15 protein-coding genes are annotated in these 14,128 nt (G+C 48.8%); 7 read left to right on the top strand and 8 right to left on the bottom strand.

The features are described from left to right. Positions 1-197: 197 nt before the first annotated feature. From R5L00_RS13680 to R5L00_RS13650, 8 genes are all read right to left on the bottom strand, one after another. Positions 198-653, bottom strand: coding sequence for a phage tail protein (locus R5L00_RS13680; RefSeq protein WP_317652358.1), 456 nt, complete (start codon positions 651-653; stop codon positions 198-200). Next, complete coding sequence (locus R5L00_RS15960) at positions 650-757, bottom strand: hypothetical protein (protein ID WP_411555566.1); 108 nt, start codon at positions 755-757, stop codon at positions 650-652. Before R5L00_RS15960 ends, R5L00_RS13680 begins: the two co-directional genes overlap by 4 nt. 71 nt (positions 758-828) lie before the next feature. Beyond that, positions 829-1,197: a hypothetical protein gene (locus tag R5L00_RS13675; protein WP_317652357.1), complete on the bottom strand. Its 369-nt coding sequence runs from the start codon at positions 1,195-1,197 to the stop codon at positions 829-831. Beyond that, on the bottom strand, positions 1,194-1,643 hold the full coding sequence (locus tag R5L00_RS13670) for a phage tail protein (protein WP_317652356.1): 450 nt from the start codon (positions 1,641-1,643) through the stop codon (positions 1,194-1,196). Before R5L00_RS13670 ends, R5L00_RS13675 begins: the two co-directional genes overlap by 4 nt. Positions 1,644-1,663: 20 nt before the next feature. Then, on the bottom strand, positions 1,664-3,040 hold the full coding sequence (locus R5L00_RS13665) for a phage tail sheath family protein (protein ID WP_317652355.1): 1,377 nt from the start codon (positions 3,038-3,040) through the stop codon (positions 1,664-1,666). 24 nt (positions 3,041-3,064) lie between these two features. Further along, on the bottom strand, positions 3,065-4,924 hold the full coding sequence (locus tag R5L00_RS13660; RefSeq protein ID WP_317652354.1) for a phage tail sheath C-terminal domain-containing protein: 1,860 nt from the start codon (positions 4,922-4,924) through the stop codon (positions 3,065-3,067). A 65-nt stretch (positions 4,925-4,989) separates the two neighbouring features. Then, positions 4,990-5,442 (bottom strand): hypothetical protein, encoded by a 453-nt coding sequence (locus R5L00_RS13655; protein WP_317652353.1) that lies wholly within the window; start codon positions 5,440-5,442, stop codon positions 4,990-4,992. Beyond that, positions 5,439-6,038: a DUF4255 domain-containing protein gene (locus R5L00_RS13650; RefSeq protein WP_317652352.1), complete on the bottom strand. Its 600-nt coding sequence runs from the start codon at positions 6,036-6,038 to the stop codon at positions 5,439-5,441. Before R5L00_RS13650 ends, R5L00_RS13655 begins: the two co-directional genes overlap by 4 nt. A gap of 842 nt (positions 6,039-6,880) precedes the next feature. On the opposite strand from R5L00_RS13650, the gene R5L00_RS13645 reads away from it, so the two are divergent. The 7 genes from R5L00_RS13645 (at position 6,881) to R5L00_RS13615 (ending at position 14,098) form a co-directional block, all read left to right on the top strand. Next, complete coding sequence (locus R5L00_RS13645; protein WP_317652351.1) at positions 6,881-8,398, top strand: FHA domain-containing protein; 1,518 nt, start codon at positions 6,881-6,883, stop codon at positions 8,396-8,398. Between the two features lie 114 nt (positions 8,399-8,512). Further along, positions 8,513-9,325, top strand: coding sequence for a PP2C family protein-serine/threonine phosphatase (locus R5L00_RS13640; protein ID WP_317652350.1), 813 nt, complete (start codon positions 8,513-8,515; stop codon positions 9,323-9,325). Positions 9,326-9,406: 81 nt separating this feature from the next. Continuing rightward, on the top strand, positions 9,407-10,102 hold the full coding sequence (locus R5L00_RS13635) for an FHA domain-containing protein (protein ID WP_317652349.1): 696 nt from the start codon (positions 9,407-9,409) through the stop codon (positions 10,100-10,102). Positions 10,103-10,314: 212 nt separating this feature from the next. Further along, on the top strand, positions 10,315-10,971 hold the full coding sequence (locus tag R5L00_RS13630; RefSeq protein WP_317652348.1) for a hypothetical protein: 657 nt from the start codon (positions 10,315-10,317) through the stop codon (positions 10,969-10,971). 51 nt (positions 10,972-11,022) lie between these two features. Continuing rightward, positions 11,023-11,439, top strand: coding sequence for a hypothetical protein (locus R5L00_RS13625; RefSeq protein ID WP_317652347.1), 417 nt, complete (start codon positions 11,023-11,025; stop codon positions 11,437-11,439). Between the two features lie 27 nt (positions 11,440-11,466). Further along, positions 11,467-12,681 (top strand): S41 family peptidase, encoded by a 1,215-nt coding sequence (locus R5L00_RS13620; RefSeq protein WP_317652346.1) that lies wholly within the window; start codon positions 11,467-11,469, stop codon positions 12,679-12,681. Beyond that, complete coding sequence (locus R5L00_RS13615) at positions 12,671-14,098, top strand: serine/threonine-protein kinase (RefSeq protein WP_317652345.1); 1,428 nt, start codon at positions 12,671-12,673, stop codon at positions 14,096-14,098. The genes R5L00_RS13620 and R5L00_RS13615 overlap by 11 nt, the downstream gene beginning before the upstream one ends. The last annotated feature ends 30 nt before the right edge of the window (positions 14,099-14,128 follow it).

The following is a 14,128-nucleotide window of genomic DNA, read 5'->3' as shown; positions in this document are numbered from 1 at the left end:
AAAAGACATACGCTTGTTAAACTGTTCCCGAAACAAATATTGCTGAGGCTGGATGAGTGTCATATGTGCGGACGGCGGATTTCCCACATGGCGCTCCCACGTGGAAAGTCCGAGTGAACCTGGTGTCTCCCAAGGGTCGGCTCGATTAAAGGTTTCTTGTATGTTTGCCATGTTTAGAACCTTGGAGATAGATGGCTCTAGGTTTCGGCCAAGCCGCGGTGTACTAGTTCGATGGCTTCAAAGGCAATTGCTGAGTTATTTGCACGCAACTCTGGGCCAACCCATTTCACGGGGCAAGCTTCCTTGAAGTTCCAGGACGTCCGCTCAATACCTTGTTCGTTGTTGAGTTTGATATGAATACCCCTCCTGACAATCTTCCCGGTTGCTATTTGCTGATACCATTTCCACAGGAAATCAATGTCTCCCAATCCGCGTTTAAGTACCAGGCGAGAAGGAAATTTTGATGGGCCGGGTAGTTGATGTTCGAATGCGTTCATGCCTCCAAACCGCAACGTCTGAACTTCAATCTCGAAAGTTAAGCCCGAGACTTCGTTGAACCCTCCCACTTTGTCTCCGCCATCAATGTGAACGGAAAACAGGAAAGCAGAATACGGATCATGGGGAACCCTGTTTTTGTTGTCGTATAGTTTCATGGGTACTCAGGAAGATTGTCTTCTTCCTCGCGATTTCGGCGCTCGTTAATTTTCACTATTTCCTGCATCCAATGGCGACGTTCAATATGGTCAAGGTTCATCAAATCGCTATACGGCCAGTGAAAGTGATAGGCGACATAGGCTACCTCCTCAAATATTTCGGACGAGGGGTAGCCTATAGCTCCCCCGTGCTTTTGACCTCGACTTCGAAACGGGTACTACAGTCAGGGCAAACCGCGTCGATCCGGTTGTGGCCATTTGAATTGATGCGCCTGTACATATCTTCAAGAAATGCAAAATCCCCCGCAAACATTTCTTCAATTACTCTGGGGTTGATTTGCGGCAATTCCCCCAGTCGGGTAACTACCCTGGATAAAAGAATGATTGCCAGATACCCCGGGTTCGATTGGACACGAGGATCCTTCATAGGAGAAATCTCGTCACTTGCCGTTGCAAGCCGCATCATCCCCGTCTTATGGATGTTTCCCTCTGCGTCGCGGTAACCGTGCGGCAGGGTGAAATCAAACTCCGTTTCAAGGTTCATTTGGTGCGATCCAATCCTTCATGGGCGATTTCAAGCGTATCTATCGCTACCTCGTTGGCCGTCGCGTTGAATGTCGGTCCCGTCCACTTCGTCGGCCAAGCCGCAACAAAGTCCCACTGGGCCGCGTCATTGCCTTCGTCGTCCATCAAGATTATGGAACCATTCTTGCGGGCATCTTTTACCTTCCCATCCATCACCTGCTTGCGCCATTTCCAGAGGTCCAGATCGTCGGTAATCCCCCGCTTGAGAGTGATGTTCGAGAATTTCTTTAGGCCTGGCAGCTTTGAGATTGTCATCGTCTTGTCATCCCCCACGCGGTAGTCAATTGGATCTGTTCCGGAATCCAGCCCCGATACCTCCCGAAATCCTGCTCGCTGTATCCCATCAATCTGGATTCTGAATTTGAATCCACGCAAAGGATCTCTGCGCTCTCCCGTACTTGCCATATTGTTACCCTCCTAGGTTGTTATAAAGCGCTATACTCGGTCGCGACGGTTGCGCTAGCGCTTTGCGTAATACGCACGATAATAAATTCTGCAGGAACAGCAGGCGCAAGACCAACGTCAGCGACTACCAGCCCTGCTTCCCGCGTTTCCCTCGTATTTGTTTCAGAATCACACTTTACGAAAAAGGCCTCTGTCGGACTGGTTCCCATCAGTGCCCCTCGGTCGAATAAATCGCGGCAGTAAGCATTCAGACGCTGGCGAACTCGTTCCCATAAAATTCCATCATTTGTTTCAAATACTAGATCGTTCATATTTAGCCTTGCCCATCGTGTCAAAGTCAGGAACAAACGTAGCACGTTGACGTACAGCCAGGAGGGCTGCCCACTCAGGGTTCTCGCCCCCCAAACACGAATTCCATGTCCGGCAAAGCCGCTCAAGCAGTTGATGCCGGCCTCATTAAGCGTTGCCAACTCATCATTCGTAAAATCAATTTCCGCTCGATGTACGTCTTCTAGAAGTTCGTTAGCGGGCGCCTTATGAGTTCCAGTCCTGGAATCGGTCCGAGAATAGATGCCAGCGATGTGACCACAGGCAGGCACAAGCTTGGCAGTCTGAGAATTGAGAGACTTGACCACCGGATTGGCACGCTGCATTGCCTGTCTGTCGCCTGCAACGCCGACTGGCGGCCACACCTCGGCGTCACTCTCAAGCGAAACCTTCTTGACCCACACCCAAGGGTAATACAGCGCCCCATATTCCGGCGGCAACGACTGCCAGTGCAAGATGGCGGGGGCGACGTGATCCTGTTCCAAGCTCCGCCCTTTACTATCGTTATCGCTGGATAAACCATCCAGTATCGCAAAGCGATCACCCATTCTGCGCGTATGATCGACGACTGCTGATTGGATTTCGATTACCTTTTCCCGGTGAGTTCGAATTACACTTACCATTGCATCAGGCACACAAATGAGATCGATCTCGTCGAAATCTTCGAGAACTCCCCCGGGAATGAATGGTTTTGTCAAAGCCTCAGCCATTACATCAGCAAGTTCCTCGGAAGGACTATTCCTCTCATATTGGACAGGCAATACTACGCATCTCCGTCCGCCATTTTCGAAAAAACCTCGAATCGCATAGACGAGATAACTCTCGGAGAAAGGCAAAGGCTGGTGCAACTGCTCGAATTGCTCCCATCTGTCCACCTGATACATTTCTGGCCCAATCTGAGCTTGTGTGGGCTGTCTTCCCTGTTTTTTTTTCTCTGCAAAACCTATAAAAACGGGAATGCCCGTATGGAACTGTTGCTCCTCGCGGCGAGGGCGAGCCAGCGTTTGGTAATACACCCCTGGCCTGCGAAAGTCGCTGCGTATCGCACTTAGATCAGCTTCACGATTCATCGGTGATCCCATGCTGGAGGTTGCTCAGCTTTTTTCTAAACCGGTTGATTGCGAAATACGGAATATGACGAACTCGGCCGGCCTTACGATCGCCACACCGATCTCTGTGATGACCTGACCCAAATCGCGCACCTCAGGCGGATTTAGTTCTGCGTCGCATTTGACATAAAACGCCTCTTCTGGAGTCATTCCAAACAGTGCGCCGCTGCGCCAAATGTTGGTAAGGAAAGCCGTTACATTCAAGCGAATTTTTGCCCACAGTGCATAATCGTTAGGTTCGAACACCACCCACTGCGTACCCTCGTCAATAGATTCTTGCAAGAACAGAAAGAAGCGTCGGACGGGTATATATTTCCATTCGCCATTACGGTCTCCGCCGATAGTGCGCGCGCCCCATACAGTTACCGCGCCGTTCATCATGCGGATTGCATTGATTCCGTTAGGATTGAGCTGTTCCTGGACAGGCTTGCTGACGTAATACTTTACGTTAATGGCACCGCGAACGACACAGTTTGCAGGCGCCTTATGAACGCCGCGCTCTTCATCAGTTCGGGCATACACGCCTGCCATATGCCCGCTGGGCGGGACATGGGTTCGCCCCCGGTATTTCGCACTTACCTGGCGAGCAGGATCGGTATCTTGCAACTGTTTTGCCGGATCAACTACCTCAATGTGAGGAAAATAATAAGCAGCGTTTTTACAAATGCGCGGTACACTTCCTGTCCCGGGAGAGGAGAGCCGGTCAATGTCGAAATCATTAGTATTCTCCTTATTAACCACTTCTGGACTATCAAGGATCGCAAACACGTTTTCGTGTGTCTCACTATAGTCCGCCAACGATGTCCAATAATCCTGCTCTTTCGGAAGCCCAGGAGCGGAGATTATTGCGACATCATCGATAGACTCGAAATTTGTCAGGGTGTCTTTCAGTTGGGCGACGGAGTTGATGCGGGCAACAAAACAGCGAGTACCACCGTTATTAAAAAAACCATATACGGCGTGGGTCAATGCATGGTGCCCGGGGTATTGGGGTCTATATTGCCAAAAATCGGGGTTGGGCGGAGGCGTTCCATCTTGTGGTTCGGGGCGTTCATTGAACATGGAGAATGGCCCGAACCGATTTGTATATTCAGTAAAGTTTGTACAAAACCTTGTGTCAAGCGGTTCGGCCCGAACATCGAATTTGACCAGCATATAAGGGCGGAGAACCGACTTCTTTAACAGATCATCCGAAGGTGCCTTACCAAGATACTCAGTAATTTCTTGTTGTATCAAAGGCCCTGCTTTAGTCTCAGACGTGGAAGTAGGACTACTTGTTGCAACCTTCTCCGAATCTTTGAGTCTGACCGACGCATCGTTTAAGGCTTGTTGTTTCTCCGTTACTTTCGTTCCCGCTTCGGCAAATGCACCTCGCTTAGCAGTAACTTTGAGGTTGGCAGCTCTTCTTTTCGCTTTCTGATCATCGTTTTCGCTGTCTGTTTCGGGCCCGAGGTCTGTAAGCGCTTTTTCAGCATCGTGGAAATCCTGTTCCGCCTTAGTTCTCTTGGTCTCAAGGCCTGTCAATTCTCGCCGAAGTCTGGCAAGGGTTTCCTCTAAATCGCTTCGCACTTTTGCAATTTCCGTATCAACCGTTTCGAGCTGCTTTTTATCCTGCTCATTATCCGACGCTTCTAATTTTCCCTTTTCGATAAGGAGGAGCTTAAGTCGTAGCGCAGCGTCAGCTGCGACAGGGTCATAATCTGGATTTGGTACTGGATAGTATATTGTGTCAGGGACAATCCCGATAAATGCGGCAGTATTGGTTCCCACACCCGCGATCGGCTGTCGGGCAGAAGGTACTTCTTCCACGTATACGCCAGGAGCTTGGTAAGTGAGTCTCGCCATTTTGTATCCTCTTCTAGTGAATTATCGTTAAATTGGTTATGCCGGCCGTCTGCCGGCATAAGTTTTTACTTAATCGACTTCCTTTCCAGTCCCTCGAATTGGTTCAGCCGCACCTTATTTTTCAGAACGAGTTCGATCTGATATCCGTCTTTTAATCCGCGCTCCTTCACTGGCTTTTCCCTTGCTCGATCGGAGAGAGAGACCAACTGTTTCGCCTCCATCGCGGTTTGAGTATTCAATGCGGTTACCTCACACTCCCCCTCAGGGCAATCAAGTAGGAAAAATATCCCGTCTTTGCTTGATTGAGTTGTTTTGGAAATTTTTCGAGTTTTCCCTGTAACTTTTCCCGTCTGTCCATGGGCCTTTGTGGCGCGGGACACGGATGGAGCTTTGCCCGGCTTCGTGTCTGTAACCGTACTCAACTCGACACCTTCCAGCGGGCGACCGTTCATGTCTGATACGCGTCCACAGATACTGACGAAGTGGCGACACACTTCCCAGTCTGTCCACGATTTCACAAGTCTTCCCCTATTTGCATCCGCAGTTTGATCACCTTTTCGGTGACGAGGTCAACCACTTCCGGCTTCGCTACCTCCACTGCCAGTGTCACTGTATAGTTCAGCGCCGCCTTTGGCTTTCCCCCCAGGGCTTGCCAAAATTCTCCAAGACTCTGGAGACGTCCGGGTTGGAGCGTGCTCACCGGCAAAGGAAGGTCTTGATCCTTTAAAGACCCCTGCAGCACATCTTCGGGTATCGTCCGGTAGCGCAATAAGGCCTTTATCACATCTCCTAGCAAACGATGTTCATCTTCTGAAGGATCCACCACGCTTTGACTGGGCCATGCTGTTATCAAGTAAGAAGCATCTATCCGTACGGGGGAGCCAGTTTTAGTAGCGGTGCCATCTGATCTGCGATTCAGATATACCTCGTTGCTTCTAAGCTCCAGGTTTTCGCGTATGTCGTATAGGAAAAGGTCTATAGCGGGCAAAGTAACTGAAGGCGGCGGAAATTGATCATCGGGCGCACTAAAACTTACTTGCACCTGCTCGGCCAACCTTGGGGGAAGCTCGCGCTTTAGAAGCGAGGCCAAGGTTTCGTCCAAGTCATTGATCATGTTTCACCATCTCAAAAATCGCTGATAAATTGGTCTATGCAATGTTCATGCCATTGTTAAAAATCCAACGAAATTGGGCGATTACAGAGAGTTATGTATCGGTAAAAGGCCGGAATGCAGAGTTACGAATCCACGTTCCTTGGCAAATAGCAGTTATGAGTTATGAAGATAGGCAAATATATGTCAAAAACGTTTTGATTTTCATAGAGCTGTGCTTCGCATGGGTCAGAAATAACCCAATGGGTTGCAAATGGATGGCTGGGAGAAGCACTTTGACGTCCTTTCGTTTTGTCTGAAAAGAGGATTTGTTTTTTGGGTGAAATACGGCGGCAGTTCCCGGAGAGGCGTGATTTGCTGGCGAATATTGTGAAATATACGGATCTACTATTAAGGGGAGCAGAGTCGACGTAAGAAGGAATTAATGCTCGCATTCATTCTGTATGCTTAAACTAGCTACTATTAATTCCCTTTTCTGGAAAGAGGGCCGGTAAAACTCAACAGATGATATTAATCCCGCATGGGTAGGTTCTTACCCATACGCGTGTACTTACCCTTTAGGGACTCAATTATCTGGTTTCTCGTCAAGAATGTATCTTTATCAAAAGCAATTGATTCCCGTAGCTTTCCAGTCTTTTTCGAGAAAGGCATTGAATAATTTTCTCCTACACCCGCGGGCTTTCCCCCCTTCCTCGGCACAGTCCTTGCTCGTGTACTTATCCTAACCGTGCTTTTTGCGGAAAAGGGGAAGCGCTAGCGAGCGGTTGGGAAGACGAAGCGTATCGTTCGCCGCGCCGGTACAGGGGCAACGCGGATATCAAAGGACATCCGGTGGGGGGGGTGCGATGGGTAGCAGATTGTTGAGCGTAGCGATGGGGTGTATGGCTCTTGGGGCGGTGGGCTTTGGCCATGCCGAAGAGCTACAGCTTTTGTCGCTCCAAGAGGAGCAACCCGGGCGTATTGTTGCCACTACAAATGTTTTTGCCGCGAGCGTACCCGATGCTTCAGCTTTTCAGCTGAGATTGGATGAGAAGCACATCGTTCCTGCGCAGGAGGTAAAACTTTCTGCCATTGATTCGCCCAGGCCCAAAACCTCCATAGTTTTTTCTGTCGACTCAAACAATCCTACTCGGCTCCAAAAGCAATATATCCGGGACTCACTCACAACATTACTATCTTCACCTAGCCCCCAATTGAACGTGGCACTGTACGAATTTGGAGCAGAAGTAAAGAAACTCCATGATTTCTCTAATAACTCTGCAGAGCTCATCAAAGAAACGGCGCGCTTAGGGCTTACGACTGCCCACGATGACAAAACCAGACTCTACGATGCGTTAAAGGAAGGCCTTGCCGCCTTGACTAGTCGCCAGGAGGGTTCAAAGCGCCTGTTACTCATTACTGCCGGAAAGGATAAAGGCAGTAGTGTATCTGACCAAGTGATTATAAGCGGAGCCCAAGCACAGGGCCTGGTTATAGATGCGGTTGAAATCAGCAATGGCGCGCGCAGAGATTCTGAATTGCTTCAACGTCTGATAAAGAAGACAGGCGGTCAATATTTGATTGTGTCAAATAAGCAGGAGCTATCAAAAGCGCTGGAAGGTTTGCTCAGTTTATCCCCTGCGCAAACCGCGTACGCAGTGGTTTTCCACTATGCACCTTCTAAAGACGGCCGTTTGGCAAATTCTGTCAGGTTAGATTTCGCACCTCCAGGTGCAGGTCCGGTCATATCTCGTACAGTCGACAATCGTCTTTCTGCGCCGGATATCGGTACCGGTTCGCAGACCGATTCGTCCGTACCGACACCTGGAAACAAAGTTCTATTGTGGGTTTTGGGCGCGGCTTTGGCATTGGGAGTAATTTATATGCTCTATAAAGGGATGGGCGAAAAGCGCCCTCCCCCTCCACCCCCTCCACCCCCGCCTCTACCGCCCTCCCCACCTCGGAAGGAACGAGACGCACCAAAAGCACCGCGAGGAGGCACAAAGGTATTGGATACGTTTCCGCCGCCTGGCCAAGGTCGACCAGCAGCGTTATTGCACTGCATCAGCGGACCCACCCGCGGTCGTCAGTTCCCTATTGATAAAGCGGTTTATCACATAGGCGCTAGCGAAAAAAATGAATTGCAGCTAAGTGATGAGCGGGTATCCGGGCGGCATGCTCGCGTCACTTATGAGTCGGGCCATCTGTATCTGAGCGACAGCGAATCGCGTAATGGAACCTTTCTGAACGGCACTCGCATTGTTGCACCAACCGTACTCTCGCCAAATGATCAGATCCGGGTTGGAAGTACTATTTTTGAGCTTTTAAAACAAACGAATGAGCGTTCCCAAACAATCACTGGCGCGGAGCCCTTCGTTCCTTAATTTCGTAAGCAAACGCGGTCGGATGGATAAAAAGTGGTTCGACAAAGTTACATGCGATGGTCAGTCGGCGCTTGTTCCGATATGGGGTATATTCGGAACGAAAACCAAGACAGGATGAGCCGTGTAAATGCCATATTCGGGGACGTGTATATCGTTTCCGATGGGATGGGTGGGCATGAAGGCGGAAGCGTAGCGGCGGAGTTAACGGTTGAAATACTCAGCGCAAGGTTACGCGATTTTGACCCTCGTTCTTCCATTCAGGAAGCAACCCAACATGCGTTTGAAGAGGCTAACGCGGTCATTTACCAACGCGGGCATGCAGGAAATCCGGCAACGGAAAACATGGGTGCAACAGCCGTCGTAGCGTTAATTGCAGACTCACAAGCTATGGTTGCCCATGTAGGCGATAGCCGAGCCTATTTATTTACCAGGGAAGGAAAATTAGAGCGCCTTACCCGCGATCACAGCCGCGTTCAAAGAATGATTGAGGACGGCCTCCTCACTGAGGCGGAAGCAGCTCTGCATCCCGATGCAAGCATCTTGGAACGAGCAATTGGAACCTCTGAGTCGGTGCCTGTGGACATTTCGCCATGGATTCACCTGTATCAGGGAGATCGAATTCTTCTGTGCTCCGATGGGCTTCACGGTTATGTCTCGGATAGAGAGATCGGGGATGTTCTTAACAAGAAAGGAGGACCCCAAGACCTAGCGAACCAGTTGGTCCAGCTTGCTATGGAGAAAGGTGGAGAGGATAACGTGACGGTGCAACTGATCGAATACGCAAACTCAAGAATGAATCAACAGCGATGGAAGCGCGCGCGGGTTGTAGTCCCCGCATTCGTGGGTGTTTCAGCCGCAGTCGCCCTAGTGGCATATCTTAGCCAAAGAACCAGCAGCTTCAGTTCCAAAATTACCGGGTTATGGTAAACGATGAACCGCTGCACCGCCTCGGGTGCTCCACGAACATACAACGACCAAATTGTATTATTAGCCCATTGGAATTTTCCGATGACCAATAAGTCGGCCCAAGGGATAGTCGTGGCGTTATTCAAAAAAATTTTGGGCATCCCTGCCTCAGGCACGTCAACTCGCTTCTGTGAAAAAGGTCATGCAATGGACCCAGAATGGCAGACCTGCAAATATTGTGAAGCAACGAAGACTATTGGCCTAGGTAATTATCTTAACTCGAGTGACACTTTACAAAGGAGTATGAATATGGGACGGACACCCACTGTAACCGATCACGGAGAATCAAATGATCCGGACTACACCGAGTTTGATCGATCTGATAAATCGGAATCTCCCATAAGCGAGTCCAGCAAAAGTAAACGACGACTTGCTGGAGCCTTGGCAACATTCAACTTATTCCCTCAAGGTAAGCTATTTGTACTTTATGAAGGAAGAAATCTAATTGGCAAAGCCGAGCATTGTGATATACGCATTGCTGCGGACAGGAGCCTTTCTGATGAGCATGCCGAAATCGTTTGCCGCGAACATAGGGATGAATTAATTACCCTTATCACAACAAACTTGACTGTACTTAATGGAAAAGAACTTGGAAGCAATTCGTCGACAAACCTGGATGACGGCGCAAAAATAAAAATGGGAGCGTCGGTATTTGAGTTTAAGAGGATAAGCATTGGTCGGGAGAAAGTGTCGAGCGGTGGCAACCGGGACAGAGACGAATATGACGACTTGTCTTGAGAGCGACCTCCGGAGGCAAAGAACATCCCATAGGGGTTAGGCCTAAGGAAACTTCTAGCGCGAGATTTATATTCCCCTGCGACTGAAAACAGTTAGCGATCTTCGAATGGCATCAAAAAAAATCCGAGAGGGGTTTATAGAAAAAGGAGGAAAGAATGTCTCACTCGCTAAAAATTTTCTGGCGACGTTGACCGTATGTTTGAGAGGCGATTATGAAAAAAAAAGCTGTGATGTTGCTACTCGTCTCACTAGTATCAGGCTGCGCCACGCTACGTGATCAAATTGGGACGAAAAATGCCGCAGCAGTGGAGTGTGCCGCGGCGGGGGGCGGCCTTGGCTATGGAATATGCGATGTGGCGGGAGGCAACAGCTTGATATGCGCCCTTATTGGAGTCGGTGTTGCAGTAGTCGGCGGAGGAGTCTGCTACGGTTTAGCTGCGAAATATGAAGAGCGGAACCAAGAGCTAGTTGGAAAAGAGAACGACTTGGATGCCAGGTTAGAGTATGTGCGAAAAATCAACGAGGATACGGAGAAATCCAACGAGGAACTGAAGAGTCGTGTTGCCGAGGCATCCGATCGTACGGATAAGATTTTAAAAAAGATGAAAGAGGGTAAATCTTCCCCGGCAAAGCGCGATGAACAAAAGAAGAAACTACTTGAGGAAGAGGAAGCAGCAAATCAACTGGTTGTGCTTGAGGAAAAGGTAGTCAAGGACATGAGGAATTTCCAAACGAGGAATTTAACCAATACCGGGGAAAAAACAGCAACTCAGGTAGAGCTTGATAAAGAGATTGAGAAACTGGAACTATTGCTTGCCGAGACGCAGCGACAAACCAAAGTTCTGGCCTCAAAGCGCCAGAGCATATAGAAGAGGCCGACCAAAATCGGTACGAGAGCAATACCAGTCGTGTGTTTTTTGTTGTATGGCTTATCAGCCTGCACCATCTCGTCATTAATAGGTGAGGTAAAGCAAGGCGAAAAACGGATAGCTATCAAGGAAGGCGAGTTACAGGCCCAACAACTACGACAAGCACAGATTCAGCAGGACATTGAACAATTACAAAAGGAACTCTCCGTTCGACAGCTTTCACTGGATGATTTGGAATTGAAGCTGAAAAAATTGCGAGAAACAAATATAAAAGCGGCGGAGAATTCTAAGGAAGAGAGAGAACAGAAGCGACATCGAGAAGTGGTCCTGAAGAAGCATCAAGAGGATGTAATGGTGCTCCGGCAGAGCAGAGAAGAAAAACGCGAAGAAAAAGCGGAAAAGGAAAAAAAAATTTTACACCTCCGGAAGGAGCTCAAGAAATCGCTCGAAATCCTTAAATACTATTGAACTATTGAATATTTAATTTCCTAAATTATGAGCGGTGGGTTTAATAACCATAGACTCGCAGTAAAGGTAACTGTTATTTTTCTTAGTGGCGTTTTGGTAGGAGCGACCCTTCCTTGGTTTACCCCGAAGAAGGGCGCAGATGGAAGAGAATCCCTTCGGGTCGAAGAGGTTGGACCGCAGATTTTTGCAGAGGTGCTGGAAAAGATAGATCAGTACGCGGTGTTTCCTCCTCCCCCTGGGGGTATGGACGGGATGATAGCAACATCACTGAAAACGTATCTTACGAAGCAAGACCCTTATTCGGATTATTTAAACCCAGCTGAGTACGTCCAATTTGGGAAGGCTTCAAGGAAAATTCCGGGCAGTATCGGACTCGATGTCGAAAAAACACGTGATGGCGATGTAATTTGTTACCCAACTGTGGGCGGACCAGCGGCTCTCGCGGGAGTTAAGCCGGGCGACTTACTGCTCGCTATCGATGGGGTGTCTACTCAAGGAAGGTCACTTCCTGCCATAGTAGCTCTAGCGCTCGGTAAAGCCGGAAAAAGTGTAGTGCTCGATATTGCCGGATCTTCTGGAACGCACAGGCAACTCAACGTCACCCGTTCGCAGCGCGCAATTGCCTCGATAACCGAATATGCGTTTCACGATTTACGCATCATTAGAATAGGAAATTTTACCGCTGCCACTCGGCAGAAGCTCGATTATATAGTTTCTCGTTGGCCCGAGAGCCGTCCAATAATTATTGATTTTCGAAGCTGTGGGGGAGGCGACTTCAACTCGTCTGTAGACTCAGCAATGCTTTTCCTTGGGCAAAATGAGCGGATTGTTTCGGTAGTGGGACGTAACAAAACTTCATTATATTCTTCCACGATGCGTCGAGACCGGCAGCGACAACAAGTATTTCTGTGGCAAGACGAGTTTACCGCGAGCGCCGCCGAGGTGTTTATTGCGGCGCTCACCGAGAATGCCCGAGCAACTTCGATTGGGAAGAAAACTGCGGGCAAGGGAACTCGTCAGGACATTATTGAACTTCAATCGGGGGGCGCATTGTTTATCACAACAGGGTACTTGGCGACCCCCAACGGGCTGCGATTCGACGGCGAGGGCTTATTGCCTATGTATTTCCTGATGGGACCCAATGCTGATACAGATTCTTTTTATAACCAGACAGTCCAGTTGCTTAAAAAAGCTGATGGACGGTACGAGATCGAAAGCGGTGACAAGACAAGTGGCCATTAGACAAACGATTTCAGAGCCGGATAAAGTCGAAAACACCGACGTGGTGGGAAAGTCTATCTATAGCGTTTACTCGGTTTCATCAAATAGCAACCAACTTGAAAACGCGGTCCACAGCGGCTATTTCATCCGATCCCGGCTGGGTGAAGGTGCAATGGGACAAGTATTTCTTGCTGAGCACAGCCTAATCAGGGATAAAAAATATGCGATCAAGGTCCTCAAGCGCCAGCTAACACTTAGCCCCAACTTCAGGAAGGATTTTTATAACGAAGCCGCGCGACAAGCTCAACTCTCCGATCCAAACATTGTTCAAATGTACAACTACTTCAGCATTGGCCCTGATTATTTCCTCGTGCTCGAGTATGTTGACGGTCGCTCTCTTGCCGACATTATAGATACATTACGTGGCCCAATGGTCGAGAAAGAAGCTCTGCAAGTATTCAAAGGCGTTTTAAGGGGACTCAGAAGTGCTCATAAGAAAGTGATAATACACAGAGACGTAAAAGCATCAAACGTTATGGTCGACAATACAAATAGAGCGCTCCTAACAGACTTTGGTATTGCACAACAGATTAGCGATGAGCAAACAGGTAACCGGGGGCGTGTAATAGGTACACCGGAATATATGAGCCCTGAGCAATTTATTGATCCGGATAAAGTGGACCACCGATCCGATATTTACTCAGCGGGCATTCTTCTATTCGAGATGTTAACCGGTCAATTACCGTTTAAAGGCGCTTCTCTAGCCGAGCTTAAGGAAGAGCATATCAACAGCCCCCTTCCAGATCCTCGAGCAGTTAACCGAAAGATAAAAAAAAGAATGGCGAATATTATACGTACTGCAACTAACAAAGTTCCGGATAAGCGGTTCCAGGGTGCCGCCGCGTTTCTGGCAGCAATTGAAACCTACGAACGCGGCAGAAGCTGGAAAATCTGGGCACTGACTTTATCGATTTTACTCGCTACCGCGATGTGGTACTTCGTAAATGAAGAAGCAATACAAGGTTTCGCCACGACCAGTGCCACTAATTATGCATTTTTATGCCGAGAAGCTGACAGAATAAAGATAAAAGAAGTGGGGTTGGACACAGCACGCAAAGACGGTGACTCATGGAACGAGAAAGTGTTTTACGAGCATATCAGGGAGCATAACGCGAATATGGATAAGTTCGCGGCGGATTATATAAATGCTTTAAAAAAACTTTCTACTTTCCACAGCGGCACAGTCAGACGGGTATTTCGTGAGTCCGAGCAGTTCAGTGAATCTGGACGGACTAAAGGAGAGCAGGAAGATTCTCGTGAAAGAGCACGATTCTGGGGCCTAGCCAGGGCTGACTACGAGCAATTCATCTCAACAGGCCAAGTGGCGAGCAAGCAATCGATGTCCAAAAAATGCCCCAATCCAACCCACAACCCATAACCAGTGAAAGTGGTAAATGCCGGCAAAGTA

This window comes from Nitrosospira sp. Is2 (genome assembly GCF_033095785.1).
Taxonomy (GTDB): domain Bacteria; phylum Pseudomonadota; class Gammaproteobacteria; order Burkholderiales; family Nitrosomonadaceae; genus Nitrosospira.
Note: the sequence above shows the minus strand (reverse complement) of the source record. Positions and strands in the feature narration are given on the sequence as shown.